This window comes from Chryseobacterium turcicum (genome assembly GCF_021010565.1).
Lineage (GTDB): Bacteria > Bacteroidota > Bacteroidia > Flavobacteriales > Weeksellaceae > Chryseobacterium > Chryseobacterium turcicum.
In genome coordinates this window covers 1,540,529-1,562,791 of the sequence record NZ_JAJNAY010000001.1, presented here as the reverse complement: position 1 = coordinate 1,562,791, position 22,263 = coordinate 1,540,529, and the positions used below count along the sequence as shown (strand labels likewise).

General features: G+C 31.6%; 23 protein-coding genes and 1 riboswitch. Of the genes, 15 read left to right on the top strand and 8 right to left on the bottom strand.

The window, feature by feature from the left end:
- Positions 1-69: 69 nt before the first annotated feature.
- Positions 70-396 (bottom strand): gliding motility protein GldC, encoded by a 327-nt coding sequence (gene gldC, locus LO744_RS07110; RefSeq protein ID WP_230668393.1) that lies wholly within the window; start codon positions 394-396, stop codon positions 70-72.
- A gap of 84 nt (positions 397-480) precedes the next feature.
- Complete coding sequence (gene gldB / locus LO744_RS07105) at positions 481-1,467, bottom strand: gliding motility lipoprotein GldB (RefSeq protein WP_230668392.1); 987 nt, start codon at positions 1,465-1,467, stop codon at positions 481-483.
- A 55-nt stretch (positions 1,468-1,522) separates the two neighbouring features.
- Here gldB and LO744_RS07100 point away from each other — a divergent pair, with 55 nt between their 5' ends.
- From LO744_RS07100 to LO744_RS07070, 7 genes are all read left to right on the top strand, one after another.
- Positions 1,523-2,158, top strand: coding sequence for a leucine-rich repeat domain-containing protein (locus tag LO744_RS07100; RefSeq protein ID WP_230668391.1), 636 nt, complete (start codon positions 1,523-1,525; stop codon positions 2,156-2,158).
- Between the two features lie 3 nt (positions 2,159-2,161).
- Positions 2,162-2,689, top strand: a complete 528-nt coding sequence (locus tag LO744_RS07095; RefSeq protein WP_230668390.1) for a GNAT family N-acetyltransferase — start codon at positions 2,162-2,164, stop codon at positions 2,687-2,689.
- Positions 2,690-2,691: 2 nt separating this feature from the next.
- Positions 2,692-3,438, top strand: a complete 747-nt coding sequence (locus LO744_RS07090) for a leucine-rich repeat domain-containing protein (protein ID WP_230668389.1) — start codon at positions 2,692-2,694, stop codon at positions 3,436-3,438.
- 17 nt (positions 3,439-3,455) lie between these two features.
- Positions 3,456-4,247 carry an NAD(+) synthase gene (gene nadE, locus LO744_RS07085; RefSeq protein ID WP_230668388.1) on the top strand — a complete coding sequence of 264 codons (792 nt, stop codon included), beginning with the start codon at positions 3,456-3,458 and terminating at the stop codon, positions 4,245-4,247.
- 81 nt (positions 4,248-4,328) lie between these two features.
- Entirely contained in the window at positions 4,329-4,835 is a 507-nt protein-coding gene (locus LO744_RS07080; RefSeq protein ID WP_230668387.1) for a ribonuclease domain-containing protein, read from the top strand.
- 118 nt (positions 4,836-4,953) lie between these two features.
- Positions 4,954-5,436: a matrixin family metalloprotease gene (locus LO744_RS07075; RefSeq protein ID WP_230668386.1), complete on the top strand. Its 483-nt coding sequence runs from the start codon at positions 4,954-4,956 to the stop codon at positions 5,434-5,436.
- Positions 5,437-5,527: 91 nt separating this feature from the next.
- Positions 5,528-5,848: a barstar family protein gene (locus LO744_RS07070; RefSeq protein ID WP_230668385.1), complete on the top strand. Its 321-nt coding sequence runs from the start codon at positions 5,528-5,530 to the stop codon at positions 5,846-5,848.
- Between the two features lie 109 nt (positions 5,849-5,957).
- Here the strand turns inward: LO744_RS07070 and pafA are convergent, their stop codons facing one another.
- Positions 5,958-7,604 carry an alkaline phosphatase PafA gene (gene pafA, locus LO744_RS07065; RefSeq protein ID WP_230668384.1) on the bottom strand — a complete coding sequence of 549 codons (1,647 nt, stop codon included), beginning with the start codon at positions 7,602-7,604 and terminating at the stop codon, positions 5,958-5,960.
- A 232-nt stretch (positions 7,605-7,836) separates the two neighbouring features.
- Between pafA and LO744_RS07060 the strand changes: the two genes are divergently transcribed.
- The 3 genes from LO744_RS07060 (at position 7,837) to LO744_RS07050 (ending at position 11,352) form a co-directional block, all read left to right on the top strand.
- Entirely contained in the window at positions 7,837-9,552 is a 1,716-nt protein-coding gene (locus LO744_RS07060; protein ID WP_230668383.1) for a S41 family peptidase, read from the top strand.
- Between the two features lie 72 nt (positions 9,553-9,624).
- Positions 9,625-10,533: a hypothetical protein gene (locus LO744_RS07055; RefSeq protein ID WP_230668382.1), complete on the top strand. Its 909-nt coding sequence runs from the start codon at positions 9,625-9,627 to the stop codon at positions 10,531-10,533.
- 105 nt (positions 10,534-10,638) lie between these two features.
- On the top strand, positions 10,639-11,352 hold the full coding sequence (locus LO744_RS07050; RefSeq protein ID WP_230668381.1) for a hypothetical protein: 714 nt from the start codon (positions 10,639-10,641) through the stop codon (positions 11,350-11,352).
- Between the two features lie 232 nt (positions 11,353-11,584).
- Here LO744_RS07050 and LO744_RS07045 read toward each other — a convergent pair whose 3' ends face one another.
- On the bottom strand, positions 11,585-11,959 hold the full coding sequence (locus tag LO744_RS07045) for a Fur family transcriptional regulator (RefSeq protein ID WP_230668380.1): 375 nt from the start codon (positions 11,957-11,959) through the stop codon (positions 11,585-11,587).
- 99 nt (positions 11,960-12,058) lie between these two features.
- Here LO744_RS07045 and LO744_RS07040 point away from each other — a divergent pair, with 99 nt between their 5' ends.
- The 4 genes from LO744_RS07040 (at position 12,059) to LO744_RS07025 (ending at position 15,405) form a co-directional block, all read left to right on the top strand.
- On the top strand, positions 12,059-12,964 hold the full coding sequence (locus LO744_RS07040; RefSeq protein ID WP_230668379.1) for an NAD(P)/FAD-dependent oxidoreductase: 906 nt from the start codon (positions 12,059-12,061) through the stop codon (positions 12,962-12,964).
- An 86-nt stretch (positions 12,965-13,050) separates the two neighbouring features.
- A complete protein-coding gene (locus LO744_RS07035) occupies positions 13,051-14,415 on the top strand; it encodes a glycine-rich domain-containing protein (protein WP_230668378.1) in 1,365 nt (454 codons plus the stop codon).
- Positions 14,416-14,432: 17 nt separating this feature from the next.
- Positions 14,433-14,996: a hypothetical protein gene (locus tag LO744_RS07030; protein WP_230668377.1), complete on the top strand. Its 564-nt coding sequence runs from the start codon at positions 14,433-14,435 to the stop codon at positions 14,994-14,996.
- A gap of 82 nt (positions 14,997-15,078) precedes the next feature.
- Entirely contained in the window at positions 15,079-15,405 is a 327-nt protein-coding gene (locus LO744_RS07025; protein ID WP_230668376.1) for a hypothetical protein, read from the top strand.
- 156 nt (positions 15,406-15,561) lie between these two features.
- Here the strand turns inward: LO744_RS07025 and LO744_RS07020 are convergent, their stop codons facing one another.
- The 4 genes from LO744_RS07020 to LO744_RS07005 form a co-directional block, all read right to left on the bottom strand.
- Complete coding sequence (locus tag LO744_RS07020) at positions 15,562-16,488, bottom strand: malate dehydrogenase (RefSeq protein WP_230668375.1); 927 nt, start codon at positions 16,486-16,488, stop codon at positions 15,562-15,564.
- Positions 16,489-16,649: 161 nt separating this feature from the next.
- Complete coding sequence (locus LO744_RS07015; protein ID WP_230668373.1) at positions 16,650-17,201, bottom strand: biliverdin-producing heme oxygenase; 552 nt, start codon at positions 17,199-17,201, stop codon at positions 16,650-16,652.
- 9 nt (positions 17,202-17,210) lie between these two features.
- Positions 17,211-19,418, bottom strand: a complete 2,208-nt coding sequence (locus LO744_RS07010; RefSeq protein WP_230668371.1) for an ATP-binding protein — start codon at positions 19,416-19,418, stop codon at positions 17,211-17,213.
- 331 nt (positions 19,419-19,749) lie between these two features.
- Positions 19,750-20,763 carry a nucleoid-associated protein gene (locus LO744_RS07005; RefSeq protein WP_230668369.1) on the bottom strand — a complete coding sequence of 338 codons (1,014 nt, stop codon included), beginning with the start codon at positions 20,761-20,763 and terminating at the stop codon, positions 19,750-19,752.
- 505 nt (positions 20,764-21,268) lie between these two features.
- Between LO744_RS07005 and LO744_RS07000 the strand changes: the two genes are divergently transcribed.
- A complete protein-coding gene (locus LO744_RS07000) occupies positions 21,269-21,667 on the top strand; it encodes a DUF7674 family protein (protein ID WP_230668367.1) in 399 nt (132 codons plus the stop codon).
- A gap of 454 nt (positions 21,668-22,121) precedes the next feature.
- Positions 22,122-22,214, top strand: a riboswitch (TPP riboswitch).
- Positions 22,215-22,263 lie beyond the last annotated feature (49 nt).

Here is a 22,263-nt window from a genome sequence, read left to right as displayed (position 1 = left end):
ATTATGTTTATAATTTGTTTTAACCTTTGCCAAAAAGCTAATTGCCATTTGCCAAAAGCCAAACGCTTTCTACATTTTTATTGCCGATTTTACCGCAAATTCTTCTGCGATTTCTTCAATCCAGGCTGCTACATCATCTTCACCTGTAGCTCTTTGATACGTACTTCCCATAGAAACCAAAATCTGATGCATAAACATTTTCATTTGGTCAACGGGCATTTCTTTTGTCCAAAGGTCGATTCTTAAAGCTTCAGATTTTTTTTCGTCCCAAACAGAAATCATTACTGCTTTTGTTTCTTCTTTTTCAACTCCTCCATCCTGAGCATTCCATGTCATTTTTTCAGGAATATGATTTTCATCCAGCTCTACATCTATCGTTATTTGAGTCTTTCTCATTTTTCTATTTTTCTAAATATGTTATTTTGTGAAGTTTAATGATTGAGCGTTCTTCCAGCTTCCATCATCAAACATCCAGCTTTATTATTCTTCTAATTTTGGTTTGTATCCTGCTTTATTAAAGATTTCTGTGGCATCCATTTTAAGGAAGTCAATCAGTTTAGTTTCAGGATTTTTCTTTAGATATTCTTTACAAATCTGCCATCCGATGTAAACACCAACCATGGGAGAAGATTCGTTATCAATTTCTGTATAAAACTTTGAAAATGGTCCAGGATTAATGAAACGGTCTACCAAACGGTGATCATCTCCAAAAATCAAATTCTGTTCAACAAAATAATTATAAACATTGGCTTGATTAGCCACAGACCAGTCGTATTGCTTTTTGTCGTAATCCATTTTCAGATAATCCGGCGTTTCAGGAAGAAAAGCATCCTGAAGCAACATTATTTTTCCGTTATACACCAAAAGATCAATAAATTTTTGATGATCGGGAGAAAAAGGAACAACCTGTTCTGCAAATATTCGTGAAACTTTAGGAACAATATTATTCGGATTCATAGATTTTTGAAAATAATTTTCCAATCCTTTATAATTCGGATTATTATTTCCCATAAAACCGCTCACATCAATAAATAGAAAATTGGTTTTATCATCAAAAAATATAGGATCCTGAATCATCTGTAATGTTGATGAAAACAGATATACTTTCGGTGTTTTAAACTCTGGAAAATAATACTTGATGTGCGAAAACAAATCCTGAAGTTCTTTTTGAAGCTTTGCCTGATCTATTTTTGAAATTGCTTCTTTATAAATCTTCACTTCATCAGGGTTCACTCTGTTTTTGGCAAAGTCGGCATCAGAAACCGTTCCCTGAAACCATGGAAACTTAGCTTTAAACTGACCCAAAGGAACATTTACATCGTACAATTCTTTTGAAATATCGGTAACTTCTACCTTCTCGGCAGGATTTTTTATTTCTACTTTCCAATCGGTCTCCTGCTCTTTTTTACAAGAGTTCAGTGCTAAAACTAAAAGGCATGAAAGTGCTGCAATTCTAAAAATCTTCATTATTTTTACATGAAATTAAAGATTACAAAAATAATGAATTAAACACAACTTAAGGATGAAATGTAAAATAATTACTTTACTTTTAATGATTTCTGCAATTCATTTTTTCAGTTGCCAAAATTTGGTTTTTAAAGATAAAAAATTTGAAAAAGCTGTTATAGAAAATTTTGATCTCAACAAAGATGGTTTTATCAATCACGAGGAAGCTGAAAAAACAGAAAATCTTTTCCTTGTCAATAAAGGTATTACCTCCGCTGATGATTTGGTTTATTTTAAAAATGCGAAAATGATTGTTCTTGATAAAAATACAATCTCAAAAATTTCGCTCATAAAACTAAATAAATTGGAGCTTTTTTCATGTGCTTATTGCGAAACACAAATTTTTTCAACAGAAAATCTTGATGCGTTAACTTCTCTTTATCTTGACAATAATCGGATGACAAATATTTCGCTGAAATCTACACCGAAAATTGATCAATTAACTATATCTTTAAATCAATTAAAGACGATTGATGTAAGTACACTCAACTATTTAAGAAGATTAAATATTGAGCATAATCAGATTCAAAAACTTGATATTTCTAAAAATTTAAACTTACAAATTTTGAATATTATAGGAAACCCATTGAAAGAAACTGACATCAAAAAAAGTACGAAAAACGCAACAATTTTAGGATTTGAAAAAAATTAAAATATGCATTTAGAAACAAAAAGACTGATTTTAAGAAAATTTGAAGAAACAGATTTTGAACGGCTATTTCTTCTCGACTCTAATCCTGAAGTGATGAAATATGTAGGAATGCCACCACTTTCAAAAGCCGAAGAATCGAAAGAAGTGGTAAAAATGATTATGAAGCAATATGAAGACAATGGCTTGGGAAGACTTGCCGTTATCGAAAAAGAAAGCGAACTTCTTATCGGCTGGAGCGGATTAAAACTCAATACTTCAGAAGTAAACGGATATCAAAATTTCTACGAACTTGGTTACCGTTTTTTACCTGAAACATGGGGAAAAGGTTATGCTACAGAATCGGGAAAAGCATCTTTGGATTATGGTTTTAATGATTTGAAGGCAGAAATAATTTATGCATATGCTCATTGTGAAAACACGGCTTCTAATCATATTTTAACGAAACTTGGATTTGAAAAAACAGGAGAATTTACCGAGCCAGACGGAATTTGTTTCTGGTACGAACTAAATGTCAAAAATTACACTTATTAATTATGAAAAAAATATTACCCTTACTTATATTTTTTTCTTCATTTTTTTTCTCTCAAAAAATTCAATTTAAGGATAAAAATTTTGAAAAAGTAATATTGGAGCGATATGACATTAATAAAAACGGAAGTATAGATCAGAATGAATACTCTTCTGTTACTACAATAAACCTTAAAGGAATACAAATTGAATCTTATGAAGATGTGTATTTATTTAGGGCAAGAAAACTATTGCTTGGAGATTTCCCAATAAAAAATCTTATAATAAAAAATCATCCAACCTTGGCTGTAGTTAAATGCGACAATTGTGATTTAACAACATTTGAAATTGAGAATAATCCTAATCTCAATAGTATTTATATCTATAAAAATAAATTAAAAAATATTGTCATAAAAAACTGTCCAAACATTGATTATATTAATTTATCAGATAATAATATTTCTGAAATAAATTTAGATCAATTTCAAAAATTAGAAACTCTTCATATCAGTAATAATAATCTATTGATATTAAATGTGCAAAATCTACCTAAATTGAAATTGCTTACATTAGATGGAAACCACATTAAAAAATTGGATATTTCTAAAAATCCCAAACTATATTCTGTAACAACTTATGGAAATGGATCAAAAAAAATAGATATTATAAAATCTAAAGATTTTAAAGGAGAAATAGTGGATGTAAATCCATATATAAGAAAGAAAGAACTTCTTCCTCCACCTCCGCCTCCGGCAGGAAATCATAATAATTAAACCCTAAAAAATATACAATGCAGACACAAAAAGTAATAGATCATATCGTAGAATGGCTGAAAGATTATGCCGAAAAATCGGGAGCTAAAGGTTATATTTTAGGAGTTTCGGGTGGTGTAGATTCTGGAGTAGTTTCTACTTTGGCAGCGATGACAGGTTTGAAAACTTTGTTAATCGAAATGCCAATTCGCCAAAAAGAAGATCAGGTAAACCGAGCTTGGGAACACATGAATGATCTAAAATCTAAATTTCCGAATGTGGAAGCAATGTCTGTGAATCTAACACCAGCTTTTGAAGAATTATACAAGACTTTTGATGTACATGATGATGAATTTCCGAATGAGAAATTGGCTTTTGCGAATACAAGATCACGTTTGAGAATGCTGACTTTGTATTATTACGGGCAAATCAACGGACTTTTGGTTTGCGGAACCGGCAATAAAGTAGAAGATTTCGGAATTGGTTTTTACACCAAATACGGTGACGGCGGTGTAGATGTCTCTCCTATCGCTGATCTTTACAAAACTGAAGTTTATGAATTAGCGAGAGCTTTAAATCTTGTTAAAAACATTCAGGAAGCCATCCCTACAGACGGACTTTGGGACGCAGAAAGAACTGACGAAATGCAGATTGGCGCAACCTACCCAGAACTTGAAAAAATTCAAAAAGAATGGGGAACAAAAACTGAAGCCGATTACAATGGTAGAGATCTGGAAGTTTTTAAAATTTTCAGCAGAATGAATAAAGCAGCGCAACATAAAATCAACCCAATTCCGGTGTGTGAGATTAATGAAGAATGGAGGAATTAATGAATGTAACAATTTATCAATGTAACAGTTTACCAATTAATTATTACATTGATACCCTTATAAATTGGTAAATAAAATTATATGAATTCTAAAATACGATCGCTATTCTTTGCCTGTCTCGGACTCCTTTTTGGAATGTCTGTGATGTATATTTACAATAATTTTATTGCAGAGAAAAAAGCACCTTCTAAAACCGAGAAAGTATCCAAAAAATCAAATAGTTCTGATTATAAAGAAGGAAATACAATTGAAAACAGCAGTGAAATTTATTCTATCACAGAACAAACTACTGTAATTAATTATGTGAAGAAAAATCACAAACTTCCCGATTATTACATCACAAAAAATGAGGCTAAAAAGCTGGGTTGGAATCCTTCTCAGGGAAATCTTTGCGAGACTCTTCCCGGAAGAGTAATCGGTGGAGATTATTTTGGAAACCGTGAAGGGAAACTTCCAAAAGATGAAAAATATTTTGAAGCAGACGTAAACTACAACTGTGGAAATAGAAATTCTGACAGAATTATTTTCACAAAAAAAGGTGATGTGTATTTAACTAAAGATCACTATAAGAGTTTTGAGAAGAAATAGTCATTTATTTTTAGTTATCCTGTTTTTATGGTCTTACTCATGCAGTGATAAGAAGGATACTCTCATTAAAAAAGAAAAGGAAAAATTAGTTACTATTCTGATTCAACCTTTTAAGGACATGAATTCTGAGACGACAACGTTTATCACCCATGAAATCACAAAAGTTTATCCACATGTAAAAATTCTCGAAGCAATCGATTTACCCCACAAAGCCTATTATAAAGATAGGAACCGCTACAGAGCAGATTCAATTATTAAACATTTAAGTAAAAATACAAAAGATGGATTTGTAACAATAGGTTTAACGACAAAAGACATCAGTACAACAAAAGGTACCATTAAAGATTTTGGTGTTATGGGATTAGGGTTTCAACCCGGAAAATCTTGTATTGCATCGAGTTTCAGATTAAACAAAAACAATAAAAACGAACAGTTTTTCAAAGTTGCAATACATGAAATTGGTCATACGCAAGGTCTTAAACATTGTCCCGAAAGATCATGTTTTATGAGAGATGCGGAGGGTAAAAACCACACCGATGAAGAAACTGACTTTTGTACTAAGTGTAAAAATTTTTTAAAAACTAAAAATTGGAAATTTTAATTAAATAACCATAACCTTCATTGATTTACTTCTCACAATAGTCTATCATTGAAAACACTTACATTTGCACATTAGAAATTTAAACAAAACTATGAATACAATATACATCGACTTTACAGAAATCGGAGATTACGAAGATTTTTATACCCAACTTAAAGAAAAGGTAAAACTTCCGGAACATTTTGGAGATAATCTTGATGCGCTTTCAGATGTAATTTCTGGGGATTTAGAAATGCCTCTTCATCTAGAATTTGTAAATATGAGTGTAGATCATCTTGAACTATTTGAAGACCTTCTGACCACTTTGGAAGATGCGGAAGATGAAGTAGAAGATTTCACATTCACCTATTATCTCGAGCAATATGAAGATGAGGGCGAAGAAGGCGAGGATGAAGAAATTGAAGAAAAATAAATCTTAATATTCTTACAAACTCCTATAAAAAAACGTGACAGCTTTTAAAAGCCTGTCACGTTTTTATTTTCTACTCAATTATTAAAGACTTGAGTATTTTTTTGAAAAATTATCTTCCTAAAACCTCAGTAATAGGATTACCGACATTTCCACTTGGGAACTGAATGTGCAACAAAGCTGAAACCGTCGGCGCAATATCGGTCATATGATATGGCTTATTACTTTCACCATGTTTAATTCCCCAACCCATAAAAATCAAAGGAATATGGGCGTCATAAGAATTCCAAACACTGTGTGTAGTTCCTGTTTTTGAATACGGAGGAAGCATAGAATCGTGAGAAATCAATTGAATATCGCCACTTCTCTGTCTATTAATTCCGTTAATAATTCTTTGTTTTATCGGTTCAGGAATTGTTGCTTCCTGTACTTCGGTTGTAGACACAGCGTATAAAACGGTAGGATCTTTTTCTAATTCGTGAATTGCAAATTCTTTGATATCTTCCAATTCAAGCTTATTGTCAGCCATTAATTTTCTATCGAAATAAATCTGGTAGTTATCAACACCATTAATTAATTGATCAACGCCAAACTTAGCTTTCAGTTTTTCATTTAAATTTTTCTCCATTCCTTCACCGAAAAATCCTGTATTGATTTTATGCTCTTTCAGGAAACCTACAGAATGAGCGCCACCGTGATCTGCAGAAACAAAAACCGTGTACTGATTCTTTCCAACTTTCCCGTCTAAATATTTAAAAAACTGAGCCAAATCTTGATCTAACCTTAAATAAACATCTTCAACTTCGATAGAATTTGGTCCAAATTTATGTCCCGCATAATCTGTTGAAGCTAAATTGATTGCCAAAATATCAGTTACATCATCTGCTCCTAAATTTTCACCTTCTACAGAAGCTTCAGCTAATTTTAAAGTCAGTGTATTTCCAAAAGGCGTGTAACGGATGTTATCTTTTTTAGTTTTATAATCTTCAGCCAAATTATTATAAGGGAAAACAGGAGTTTTTGAACTTCCTAAAAGCCCTTCCCAAGGAGAATTGTCTGGCGAACTTTCTGTGTATTGGTTAATTGGCAATAAAGTATTCCAACCATTTGCCACCAACTGATCCGGAAGATTTTGAGAATTGAAAGACTTTACCCATTGCGGCAAATCATTCATATAATAAGTACTCGTAATAAAATCTCCGGTAGAATCGTCAAACCAATAGGCTCCATTTGGTGTATGGCCTGCAGGAAGAATTGACGCTCTATCTTTTAGAGAAACTCCCACCACTTTCCCTTGAAAGTTGGTTGCTAATCTCAGTTCATCTGTAACGGTAGTAGACCAAAGATTTTTTGGAGAATGGCTTCCTACTTTTACATTGGTTGTACCGACAGGTTGTACATTTTCATCGGTCGTACAATATACATTTTTGCCCGTTTCTTTATCCGTCCAGTCATTTCCCGCAATCCCATGAATCGCAGGAACCGAGCCTGTATAAATAGAAGTATGCCCTAAAGCTGTAACCGTAGGAACGTAAGGAATATGTACATTATTTAAGGAATATCCTTTATTCAAAAGTCTTTTGAAACCATCATTCCCATATTTGCTGTAATATCGGTAAAGATAATCCCACCTCATCTGGTCAATTACCAAACCTACGACCAATTTGGGTCTGTCAACCTGATTGTTTTTATTTTTCTGAGCATCGATTGTAATCACAGACAGCAATGTAACTGCTGCAATTGAAATTTTCCTAAACATTGTATCACTTTTTAGTGCCACAAATTTACGGGTTTTGAAAGTCTTGATGTATGAAATTATAATTAAATTTCATCATTCAAAACTCTATTCTGGCGAAAGAAAGCATAATTTTCATGCTAAAAATCTAATGCAACAACGTTTTTTTGAGTCATAAAAGCAAAAAATTCAACTTATTGATTTTAATCATTTTAAATTAACAAATATCTGTTATCTTTAAAAATTACTCGTTATCATGAAAAAAACATCAGTTCTTCTTATCTTTTTTCTATTTCAACAATACATTTTCGCTCAGAAAGAGCAATATTACGATTTCATCAAAACCTGGAATTTCATTAAATATTATCATCCCGACGTTGCAAGCGGAAAAATAAATGCCGACAGTTTATTTTTGGTGAATGTAAAAAACGTAAGTTCTCAAGATGATTTTAATTCTGTGACCAATAAACTCATTTCAAATCTCAATAAAAAACTCACTACTTCTGTTCCTGTTGAAACATCAAAAGACATTCTTACAAAAAATCAGAACTTCGACTGGTTTCAGAAAAACAAAAAAATAAGTGCTGAAAATAAAGATGTACTCAACTCTATTTATATTCATCGATATAATTTTGAAAACCTTCCAAAAGAAAAGTTGGTAAGCGATGAAAAAGAATATTCGTTTCCGAAAACTGAAAATCTACCTTTAGAATACCGTTTGCTTATTTTAGCGAAAATTCAGGGCGTTGTAGATTATCTTTTTCCACACAAATATCTTATGGATAAAGATTTTGATGTTTTTTTTAAAAATAAAATAGACGAAACAGTAAAAACAAACTCAAGAAAAGATTTTGAAATTATTTTAGCAAAATTGGTTGCCAAAATGGAAGACAGCCACTCTTTAAGTTTTTATCGTCATTTGAATGACAAGAAAGAAATTTTCAACGCTTCTTACTTTGCTCCATTTGATTATCAGATTGTGGATAACTATATTTTAATTACTAAATTAATTTTTCCGGAAATCTGTGCTAAAGCTCAAATCAATGTAGGCGACAGAATACTTTCTATGGGTGAAAAAAGTATTTCACAAATTATTAAAGAGAAAAGCGAACTTATCTCAGCTTCGAATACAGAAAAACTAAGATTCACTCTTTCTAACTACCCAAACAACTTGATTTGGAACGATAATCTGCAAACTAAAACATTAAAAATACAGTCTGCAAAAGATGGTAAAACCGACACTAAGATGGTTGAGTTTATTGATTTGAACGACAAAGCCATGTATGCTGTTTTAGAAAAATATTTAATTGAGAAAATACAGAAAAAAGAAAATCATCAACTCATTCATCCTGATGTTGCCTATTTTAAAACCAATAAAACATTAGGCTTCATCAATAATGTGGATGATGATAAAATAGATGCTAAAATGGACAGCATTTTAAACAGCGCTTCACAGAAAAAAGCAATTGTTTTTGATATGAGAGAATATCCTGATTGGGGCGGTTTTGTTTATCATTATATCTACAAATATTTTTCACCTGCAGAAAATTATTTTGGAAAATATTATAAACCGAATTTAAAAAACATCGGAACATTTGTCTACAAAGATTATGATTATTTCCCGTCAATTCCAGACAAAACAATGCATAGTTACAAAGGAAAAGTTTTCATTCTTGTCAACCCGGAAACCCGAAGCGCCAGTGAATGGTACAGCATGAGTTTACAAAAAATATTTCCGCAATCTCTAACCATCGGCCAACAAACTTCCGGCGGAGACGGTGATATGGTAAAAGTAAAACTTCCGGGAAATTATGTTTTGGAATTTACAGGAAACGGAATTTTTTACCCTGACAATTCGCAAACCCAACAAATAGGAATCAGAATGAATAAAAAGATAAAATATTCTGATAAGGCTATTTTGGAGGAACGTGATTTGGAATTTGAGAGGATATTAAATGAAATTCAAAAATAAATTAGTGTCTTTAATACAATAATTTAAAGATTTTCAGCATTATATCATTACAACTAATAAATAAACCTTCCAATGAGTCTTAAAACTTTCTTTATTTTTCTATCAATTTTCTGGGGACAATTTTACATGGCTTATCCAATTGATCCTGCAAGTTTAAGAGTTCTCATTACAGATTCTCAAAATATTGTATACGCACACGTAAAACAAATAAAAGCAAACGAAGGTTCTTTTAAAAGTACATTCAATATGAGTCATATTGCTGTTTTGGAAATTAAAGAAACTTTACAAGGAAACATTAAAAGTAAAACTGTGGAAGTTTATTTTTCCCCGGAATATTCATGTCCCCTACCTGCAATTTATGAACTTGGAACAAATGTTATCGCGTTTTTAGATAAAGAGATGGAGAAATATACGACTCACTCGTTAAGTTATGGTTTAAAAAAAGTCAATGAAAATGGGTATTCTGCGTATAAAACCAGAATAAAAGATTATCAAATAATTATGAAAATTAGTGATAATATAGAGAAAAAAGAAAAGACAATTGATTGGCTTATCGACTGCGCTTCTCATAAAGCCACAAGAAGTGAAGGGTTGATGGATCTTTATGAAAAAGGAACATTTATGTCATTTTACGATTATTCTAAAGAACAAGATGTTAGAACTTACCCATTAACCCAAAATCAAAAAAAAAGATTAAGAAATTTATTCTTTAAATCTGAAAACATTGATTATGAAATTGTTGGAATAACGAATTTAATAGCTAAAAAAAATGACTCTAAAATTATTAGCTATTTAATAAATTATTTAAAGAAAAATAAAAAGTCTTGTTGCAATAATGCTATAATGTTCAAAATTGCTGAGTTGTCAGACAAGAAGGAGTTAAAAAATATTGTGGAAAAGATGCAAAGTCTTGATCTTTTGGAAGAAAATTATCAACAGCAAAGAGAAATTTTAAATAAAGAATTTATAAATTCTCTATAATAATTCACATTTATAATTTAACATAATTTTAAACTTTCTTCAGCTTCTTTAGCACCAATTTTGCTACCACCAAAAGGCAGAATTCCACATCTCAACCTATTGAATATGAAGAATACACTTTTAATAAGTGCTTTGGCGGTGCTTACTTTATGGTCGTGTGATAACAAAAATCAGAATAAGATTGCTTCTCAGGAAGCTGAAAATATAAAGTCAGACAAACGTGAATATCCATCGGAAACAATTTCAGATACGGGTTACAACATCAGCAAAATTCCTATCACTGATAAATTTCACGGCGTTTTCCCTTATTTCCAACTTCCGGAAGGGTATGCTTTTACCGACCCTAATTCTTATCAGGGAGATGGACAAACCAAAGATTTTGATAAAGAATATTTCTACGACCATGGCTCCTACACTTCAATGGAGGGGAAAACCTTCAAAGCCGAGATTAGAATTTCTGAAGAATTTAAACATAAAAAGTTTTCACCCCTTGAGATTCAAAAAAGCTTTGATGAGCTCATTAAAAATCTCGGTGGAGTAAAAATAAATACAGGAGAACCTTTAAGAGATGGCGAAGAAGAACGCATAAAAAAAGAAGATCCGGAAGCCTATAACTTAGGATACATGCATTCTTGCAACAACTGGAAAAATGTAAATACCTACATTATTCGCACTGCCGAGAAAACTGTTTTCGTACAATACAACCTTGGCAAAGACCAAACAAGCATTACGGTTTTAGAAACAAAACCTTTTGAAAATAAAATGTCTATTGTACAGGAAAAGCCTGAAAAAGATTCTTTAGATAAAAAGAAAAAGTAAGAGCCTGTTTAAGTTTTATTAATTTAAAATCTGTATGATTGCTTTTGATTTTTTTCCATCAGTTTTTATATAATTCTCGCAGATTGTACAGATTTAGCGGATTAAAAGCAGAGAAATTAATCTGTTTAATCAGCAAAATCTGCGAGATAAATTATTCTCATTTAAATTGAAACAAACTTTAAATATTTTAAAAGAAAATCTATAAGCCTTTGCAAAAATCTGCAGAGGTTTTTTATGCACAATCTTTACAAACTCCGGTTAAAATACAATTGACACTTTCAACCTGATATCCTTTTTCCAAAGAAAACTGAACCGCAACCGGTAAACATTCTATGGTTTGACATTGCGTACACCGAAAATGAAAATGATGATTCGCCAGTTTTTTATCTTCACATTTAATGCATACGGCAAAATATTGCTTTCCGTCTTCGGCTACAATTTTGTGGAGAATTTTGTCTTCACAGAATCGGTTGAGAACGCGATAGATGGTTGCTCTATCGATATCGATTGCAATATTTTTCATAATAGCTTCCTGACTCATCGCTTTTTTAGAATCTGCTAAAACATTCAAAACTGCATCTTTGGTGGGTGTACTTCTTCTTATCATTTTATTAATGCGATTATGTTGCAATAATAAAAAATTATTCTAACTTTGACAAACTTTTCAGGGAAGAATATTTTCATAAAAATTTAAAAATCAGGAATTATGAATGAAACAGAATACGAAGTAATCATTATCGGGGGAAGTTATTCCGGGCTTTCTGCTGCGATGGCTTTAGGAAGATCATTAAGAAAAACTTTAGTGATAGACAGCGGAAAACCCTGCAATGAACAAACGCCTCATTCTCATAATTTTCTGACTCAGGACGGAAAATCGCCCAAAGAAATTGCAGAAAGTGCAAAAAAGCAAGTAAGCGACTATGAAACCGTTCACTTTCACCAAGGAAAAGCAGTTGATGCTAAAAAAACTGAATTAGGTTTTGAAATCATTACAGAAAACGACGAAAAATTTCATTCAAAAAAATTAATTGTTGCAACGGGAATTGTAGATGAAATTCCAGACATCAAAGGTTTTAAGGAATCTTGGGGAATATCTCTGATTCATTGTCCTTATTGTCACGGCTATGAATACAGAAATAAAAAAACAGGGATTATTGCCAATGGAGACAAAGCCATACATATTTCTTCGCTTGTTAAAAATCTAACTGAAGACGTTACCATTCTCACTCGTGGAAAAGAAGTTTTCACAGCTGAGCAAAAAGAAAAATTGAAGCGAAACAACATTCAGATTATTGAGCATGAAATATCGGAATTGAAACACCAAAATGGAATCGTTGAAAGCATTATTTTCTCAGACCAAACAGAAATGAATTTTGATGCAGTTTACGGAGCTTTTCCTTTTCACCAACACTCTGAAATTCCAAAAATATTAGATTGTGAGTTTACAGAATTTGGTCACATTAAAACAGATCAGTTTCAGAAAACAAATATTCCGGGAGTTTTTGTTTGCGGCGACAATTCATCAATGATGCGTTCAGTTTCTAACGCTGTGATGACCGGAAATGTAGCCGGAGCAATAGTGAATATGGAACTGGTGACGGATTATTTTTAAGCGAATATTAAATCTGAGTATTTAATCATTTGAATTCAGTTTTCAAAACCCAAAATTACTTATCTTTAAAATCAACATTCAAAAACATGATGAATAAAGAGCTTTGGAAAAAAATTGAAGATTTCGATTTTGATTTCCCTAAAAGTGAGTATGATTTTACATTAAGGCTGGCTCATGAAAATTATTGGACTCAGAATTTTACAAAACAGGCAGTTTTAGAATACAAAAAATTCATGTATCTGGCTGCGGTTTCAGAAATGATGGTTTCGCCTTCTGAGATTGTCGATACCGTGTGGCATCAACATCTTATTTTCACTAAATCTTATTCAGAATTTTGTAAAATTCTAGGGAAGCAGATTCAGCACATTCCTTCTACTCACAATAAAGAAGATTTTCAGAAATTTAAACTTGCCAAAGAACGTACAACAAAATTATACGAAACTGAATTTGGAAAACACCCTGAAAACATCTGGAATTATTCAAACCCTTTTGAAAGTCTACACCTAGGAAAATCAAAATTCAAACTAAGAACCGCATTAATTGTAGGGATATTAGCATTCGTTGTTCTAAGTTTTCCTCTATACTTTTTGTTGAAATCTTTATATCTAAGCATTGAAAATCCTGATTTTATTTTCCTATTTTTAGGATTAACCGTAATCACTTTTACAGGATTAGAATGGTATAACCGAAGAAAATTTGCACAGGCAGCTCATTTATTCAGTAAAGATTCTTTTATATTTAACCTTCAACCTTATGAATTAATTTACCTTAAAAACAAAAATATTTCTCCCGTCATCAACGGAGCCGTGAATGAACTAATTGATAATGGCTCGATAAAAATAAACGCAGACCAAACAATTAGCACCAACAAACTAACATTTATAAAATCACGAGAACATCAACAAATTGTCGATTTACTAAATGAGCTTGGAAAGACTTCTTACTCAAATTTTTTCATTCAGCTTATTAAAAAACCTGTCTTTACAAATATGATTAATTCAATGGAGGCTGTTAAAAAATATTTTAACAGGTCAAGGTTTTTTTCCAATTTGTTTGTCCTAAATTTAATTGTTTTTCTTTCATTAATGATGTTTGGATTTCTCAGAATCACAACAGGAATTTTACGTGAAAAACCAATTCTTCAAATAAGTTTTGTCGTTATTATTTTAATTTTTATGATGATTGGATATCTATTCAGGCTTACTCTTTTGTTTGGTTCTAAAATTTTACCCAACTTATACAAAACCGTTATATTACCGAAGAAAAACACCAACAACGATTGGCAATGGAGCTATTTTCTTTTGGGAACTGCAGTTTTAACAACGTCTTTTGCACCTTTAACCAATCAAACTACAGCTATTACTTCTGATGGTGGTTGCGGAACTTCATCATCAGACTCTTCTTGCGGCGGAAGCTCGTGCAGCAGTTGTGGCGGTTGTGGTGGAGATTAATTAAATTTTTAATATATATGAAAACAACACTTCCATTTTACGCTATCGTATTATCATTAGCCATTTTTTCCTGCAAATCGGAGAATAAAGAAACCGAAAAACAAATCATTCCTACTGAACAATCTGTTGAAATTAAAACGGATAAAAAACCTGTCGACAAAAAGGAAATTCAGGATATCGATTTATCCGAATACAGCCAACTTGCTCCTATTGAATTGAAAGATTCTAAAAATAAAAATGTTTTCAAAAAATACGGAACAGAATTCAGTGGAAACTGTTATGCCTGTGATTTAGCAATATTCAAAATCAACAAGAAAAATTTTGATATCGTCAATGTTTGTGACGAAAATGATTTTGAAAAGTTTAAAGACTTCAAGTATGAAAAATCAGGGAATAGTTTAAAAGTAATCACCTCAGAAACAACTTTCATCTTTACTAAAGTTGAAAACGAACCTATTTACAAGCTCACATTTGAAGGCAAAAAACCGGAATTGAAAAATAAAAGAATCTCAGAATTTTACACTCTTCAAAATTTGATTGAAAAATTTGAGGAACATGATTGTGGAGATTTTCAAGGATAAAAATATTCAGTTAAATTTAAGATAAATCGTGCAGAAATATATTAAAATCTTTTCCATTATATCCTATTCATTAATAATGTTAATGGGACAAATGATACCTATTCCTTTTATTTTATGGCTTAGTTTTGCTGTTTTTGATTTTGGAAATATTGATCAACTTTTTGCATTTTTTGGTATTGCAGGAATTATTCTCAGCTTTATAAAAAGCAAACACTCAGTTTTAATTTCGTTAATCAGTTTTATACTTATGAATTTGGCAATTGCAAGCCGATTGATGTACGTTTCTATTGAAGCTTTAAATTATCCTGCCTTTACAATCCCATTTTTAATATTTATCATTAGTCAGATAATATTGATAACTCTAAAAATAATCAATAGACAAAAAACACCAAGCAATCAACCTTATTAAAAAACAATATATTTTGACTAAAGCCGAAGTTAACTCTTTAATTAAAGTCGGGCTAAAGCCCAACTCTATTGATAAAAACATCAAGTAATTGATTGCTAGCAAAAAAATCCGCACTCTTTCGAGCGCGGATTTCATTTATATAAAGTTTAATAAAAATTAAAACTTCAAATCACCATTTACTTCTCTTACCGCTTGTGCAGCTTCAGCAAATTTAGCTTTTTCTTCTTCAGTTAAAGAAATTGTTACGATGCTTTCAACACCGTTTTTCCCGATAATTGCAGGAACACCAAGACAAATATCGCTTTCGCCATACTCTCCGTCAAGCATTAATGAACAAGGAATCATTTTCTTTTGGTCACATGCAATTGCCTGAACCATTACAGATACTGCAGCACCCGGAGCGTACCAAGCAGAAGTTCCTAATAATTTAGTTAATGTAGCACCACCAACTTTAGTTTCTTCGATTACATATTGTTGTTTAGCTTCGTCAAGAAACTCAGTTACTGGAACTCCGTTTCTTGTCGCTTTGCTCAATAAAGGAAGCATACCAGTATCACTGTGAGCAGCGATTACCATACCGTCTACGTCAGAAATTGGAGCTTCTAAAGCTTCAGCCAATCTGTATTTGAATCTTGCAGAATCTAAAGCACCACCCATACCGATGATTTTGTGCTTAGGAAGACCTGAAGTTTTGTGTACCAAATAAGCCATAGTATCCATTGGGTTAGAAACCACAATAATGATTACGTCCGGAGAGTTTTTTACTAAGTTTTCAGTAACTTCTTTTACAATTCCAGCGTTGATACCGATTAATTCTTCTCTTGTCATTCCTGGTTTTCTTGGAATTCCAGAAGTGATTACTGCTACGTGAGAACCTGCTGTTTTGCTGTAATCTCCTGTTGTACCCGTAATTTTTGTATCAAATCCGTTCAAAGATGCAGTTTGCATCAAGTCCATTGCTTTTCCTTCAGCAAAACCTTCTTTAATATCTACTAAAACTACTTCTGAACAGAAGTCTTTCATTGCGATGTATTCTGCACAACTTGCTCCTACAGCGCCTGCGCCTACTACAGTTACTTTCATAATATATTGATTTATTGTTTTTAATGGTATTATGGAACTTTACAGTTTCATAATATTACTTTTTATTATTTATTTGTTCGTTTAATTTTTTGCTTCCCAAATGTACAAATTCCCGAAAAATTGAGCAATCTTTCGGGAATTTTAATTATTATTTAAGAAAATTAATTAACGTTTAATAAAAACGTATATAATTTTTTAGCGCCTGCTAACACTTCATTATAGTTTTCTTCAGTAACTTCAGTGTCTAAAACTTCTTTGAAATTCTTCCACATCGATCCTGTATTTTCCTGATAACAACCGAAGAAATTAAATGTTACATTATCAAATCCTTCAGTTTTAGAAAGTTGTTTTGCGATAACGTTTCCACCTAAAGTAGAACCTTCAATCACATACATTGCTCCCAAAGCTTCAAAATCATTAGCCAATTCAAAATCGTGAGACGGAGTTTGATTTTCTAATGCCAAACTTGCCAAATCTTTCTCAATCAAAGGAAGTTTTACTCTTTGATTTAATTGAAGTTTTTCAGAAAACTTATCAGAAAGACTGGTGAAAATTTTGTTTTCACTGTGAAGCAACATCAAATAATTGGTGTTGATGATTTTTTTATAATCTTCTAAAGTAAAGGTTTTATTAAAAATTTTTTCAGAGCTAAATAATTTTTCAGCTGCATCGTGATACTCGGCTGTATTTTGTTTTAGATATTCAGATACCATATTTTTGTTTTAAAGTTGTACAAAATTAGGTTTTTGAAACGTTAAAATAAAACAAGTTCCATCTTTATTACTCTCATAATCTACATTTCCACCCAATCTGTTCATAATTCTGTGAACAATAGAAAGGCCTACTCCATTTCCTTTAAATTTTTTGGCATTATCCATACGGTTGAAAATTTTAAACATTTTATGCTTATTTTCTTCCGGAATACCGATACCGTTATCTTTGATACGATAAATAATTTTGTCTCCCGCTTCTGTACCTTCTATTTCAATTATCGGCTGCTCCTGGTCTGACGAATATTTTACTGCGTTATTGATGATATTTAAAAACACCTGATGCAACATCGTTTTATCGGCCAACACTTCCGGACATTCTTTAATCACCACCATACTTTTCTGGCTATCGTAGGTGATTTTTGCATTCTCAGTAATATTCTTAATGGTAAGATTGGTCTCAATGGTTTCAAGCTGTATTTCGCTGTGTTTTGCACGGCTCAGCTGAAGCACATTCTGCATCATTTCTGCCATACTATCAATCTCACCGATAATAGAATTGATTTTAGTCTTATTCTTGTCTGATGGGTTTTCTAAACTGTTGAGTAACATCTGTGCATTCAGCTTCATCACGGTAAGCGGAGTTCCCAAATCGTGTGAAATCGTATAAGAAAAACTGTCGAGCTCTTCATTTACTTTTTTCAGCTGGTCATTCAGTTTTTTTATGGTAATATACTGTTTGTGAGAAGTTTCAAGAATCAAATCACGGATTAAATCTACTGCGATTACATTTTTAGCACCCCATCTTTTAGAATTTCCTTTGTTATTTTCCGTAAAAACCTGAAAAGATGTACGAGGAGAAACAAATTGTGTCTCTACGCCGTCTTTCGAACACACATCAATTTTTTTCTCCGGATTTCCAGCCCAATTAATATGCTCGTCAAATTCTTTTCTAAACCATATTAAAATTTCTTTTTTACTTCTTTCAATAAAATAAATGATAATTCCGGCGGTATCTGAATTTAAATTTAATTCTTGTCCATAATCTTTTAGAAAGCTGTTGCTTACAAAAACATTTTGCGGTGTATTTTGATAAGCCCAATCAACAATTCTATCAATCGTTTCATTATCGGGGGTTAAACCATCTGTCACAATCTCTGTATCAGAAATAATGGCCAATCCGTCAGCTTTTGGCATCAGTCTTAGTTCAGATTTATTGGCATCTAAAGAGTCAAATAAAGTTCCATGTTTCAGGAATTCAGATTTTAAATTATTTAATTTTTCATTTAAATCTAATCGATATTCCAGCTCTTTTTTAGCTTTAAAAGAAGAATAGGCATTGGATGCTAAAACGGTAAAAATCCCCGCCTGTACGCGATCTTCAAGATCTACATGCTTCGCTTCAGAATTATGACAAGTTACCAATCCCCACAATTTATCATCAATAATAATGGAAATACTGAAACTTGATGAAGCTCCCGAGTTTTTTACATATTGACCATGAATGGGCGACATCGCTCTGGAAGAAGAAAAAGTAAGATCGATATTGGTTTCTGTACGACTCAAAACACGAACAGGCTCTGAATAGACATCAGAAAAAATTCTTTTTCTTTTCTTTTTGTACAATTCACGTGCTTGTCTCGGAATATCATGTTCGGGATAATGAAGCCCTAAATAACTGTCAAAATGATCGTTGGTTTTTTCGGCAATCACCTTTCCTGAGCCATCACTCATAAATTTGTAGACCATAATACGGTCATAATTGATGATATTGAAAATGGTATTCAAAAGCTGATTCCAAATCTCCTGATCATTATCTACAATATAGAAATTATCATATTTATTGGTAATCCGCTTCTGATGATTTTCAGTAACCTCTTCAAATTCTAAAAAAATATAATCATTGGCACGAAAAACAGAAAAATGATATTGTTTTTCGTTTAAAAAAATTTTGTCGAAATAAGTTTCGTTATCTTTTCTCAATAGAAAACCGTCGTCTTTGAAGATTTCAGAATCTATTACCTGCTGAAAAACATCAGGAAATTGGGAAAGTTTTTTCCCGAAAAGTCCTTCGGAATTTTCAATTTTAAAAATCTCGGTAATATTTTCACTGAAAAAAGTAATGGTAAGAGAAGCTATGTCTATGCCAATCAAGTATCCAAAACTTTGTATGTGGCCCGGAACATGAATGGGCTCATCATGACATTCTACAAAATTCATAGTATCTAATAAGTAATCAAAGATACTGATTTAAATACGCAAATTGAAAGATGTGGTATGCAATATTGATTTCGTATTTATAATTAACAAAAATTATGACAAATTAAAACAAAATACAATATCCAATTAAAAAAAACCAAAATTACTTAAGATAATTTTGGTTTTTTTTAATTAATTCCGAGATTCAATTTCCAATGTTAAATTGTGGAGTTATCTTATTTAATTCCCTTTATTTCAGCCTGTAAACCGTCAGTTATTATAATATAAAAATGTCTTTTATTTAAAGAATCCAAAGCTTCAATTTTTGAAACATTGTTTTTAAAACTTTCTCTTAGACTTCTTTATCAAAGTAAAGCATATAAAATTTTCCTTTATCATCCTGCCCTTGTTCCAGCATTTTTCGGTCACCGTGAATGTAAATATGGAAATTTTTATCCAATTTAATAATACTTTTAAAATGGCGCTGCGTCTTTTTTACCGCCGCTTCACTGATTGGGAATTCTTCAGCAATGTTGATCTGCATTTCTTGCTCGTAATCGGTTTTAAAATTATTAAAACTTTCAATCACATGCTCGTCTTTCAGTACCTCAGCGGCAAATTCATCCAGCTTAAACTCTTCTTTTTCTTTAAAGAAATTAATCGATTGGTTTAAAAAATCTGCCTGATCTGCTTTTGAAACTTCGAATTCTTGAGGAAGCTGCTTTACGATAAAATCTTTGTAAACCATCAGAGCTTCCTGCGTGTGGAAATACTCATCATCACGCTGTTTTACTTTTAAGAAATCTTCGAACCAGTAATACATATCTCCGTTTTTGTTGTTATCAACCACGGAAAGTACATAGCCACTTTCTTTATTGTTATTGTAAATTAAGGCTGCTTTATCAATTTTTGAAAGACTGATTCCTTGGTCTTTTTCAATTTCGAAAGATTCGTTTTTAGGGAATATCTTTAAGAAAGAATCTCTTTTTTCGGTTTTAAAAATCCCGATTTTATCTACTCTTTCTTCGCTTTCTCTTTCGTCTTCAAAGAAAACAATGAATAACTCTCCACCTTGAACGCGTGGATTTTCTGCAGCTTCGAAAAGATGTTTAGCAATATTTTCTGCTTCCCAAAGGAACTTGGCTTTATCATCAAAAATCTCAGACACCGAACTGAAAACCGGATTGTTTACCAAATAAGAATCGCTGTAGAATTGATAGGTTTCTTCAGTTTTAAAAGAGCCTAAAAAGTAATTTTCTAGCATCTCTACTGTACCTTCATCCAACTGAAGCTCTTCCTGTGAAAGTATAAGTGATTCTCCGTTGATTTTATTTCCTACTCTGTGGACTACAATTTTTGTAAACATCGATGATTTTTTATGGATTGCAAATATATTTAATCTGAAAGTTAAAACGGAATAAATATCTCTTTTCTTTGAATCTGAAAATTAAAAATTTGAATATCCTACTTGTCACATTATGCTAAATTTTAATGCTAAAGGTTTGAAAATACATTTGACTTCGTTGAATTTATGATTTAATTCAGTTAAGAAAAGTATGACATCTTTCAGTTATGGCAGATAAAAAGCACTCTTATTCAAATTTTGGCAGAATCTTTCATTACATTATTTAAATGGTTTATTACATAATCGTAAAAACTGAGTATTACTATTAGCATTAATAATCAACGAATTATAATTTTAATCACTAAACAAAGATTTATAATATGTGCGAAAGTTGCCATTAATAAAAGATTTCTCAAAGGGTAAGAAATTAAAACAAAATTCACATAAGAAACAGTTTTTTAATATTACAATCAAGAACTTGGTACAGTTTTGGCTAATACAAGAATGTTTTGAAAAAATATTTAAAATGAAGAATATTGACAAGAAAGTAATTAATGAAAATGGGGCAATTGAACATTTAAAAGTATTCTATCCTTCGTTACAAAAGGAAATCGTGCAACTTTCAGCACAAGATAACTTTGCAGGAATTATTCAGACAACAGTAGATCACCTGAAAAACCTGTTACAGGAATCGAAAATCAACATTGTGAATCACAACATCAAAATGATGGGCTGGATTTACAGGAATGGAACGCAAAACGTAAAACAGATTATCGAAAATCTTTTTGTAAGGTCTTTCAAGAGTTTTAAAAAGCAAACCGACACTCATCAATGGGATATTTTATATCAATATATGCCGGTAAGTTTTCAAAAAATCTATGTGAAACAAGCAAAAATGGACGAAATCTTATTCAAAAGACACTAAATCAATATTATATACATTACGAAAAAATCCCGGAGCAATTGCGCTTCGGGATTTTCTTTTTATATGAAAAAGACTATTATTTATTGAATAAAATCTTTTTCACGCAAAGATTTTAATTTTTAGGCTTATTGTATTAAACTTTTTATTTAACCACAAAAGGCACAAAAGATTTAGATATTTCTATTAAAGCTTATTTTTAAAATGAAAAAAGAACACATAAGTTCAAAAAAATCTTTGATTTTTAATTCTTTGAGAGCTTTGAATATCTAATACTATACATTTCGACTTTCTTTTGCCCTTTTTGCGGTTAAACAAAAATTAGTTTAAACAGCTTTATTATTATAAAACCACTTTGAAACAACTGTTTTAGAGTGGTTTATTTTTATGAAAGCTTCATTTTTTGAAGACATCAGTATCCTTTAATTTACAAATCAATATTTTTCAATACTTTTGTGTTACGCTTTAGGGGTATTCTGAAAAGAATTGAGAGAGTCCCTTTGAACCTGATACGGCTTACACCGACGTAGGGAAAAGCAATATGTCATATTCTAAAATTATGACTGTTGTACCGGATTTTATCCTAAAGCTTTTATTGA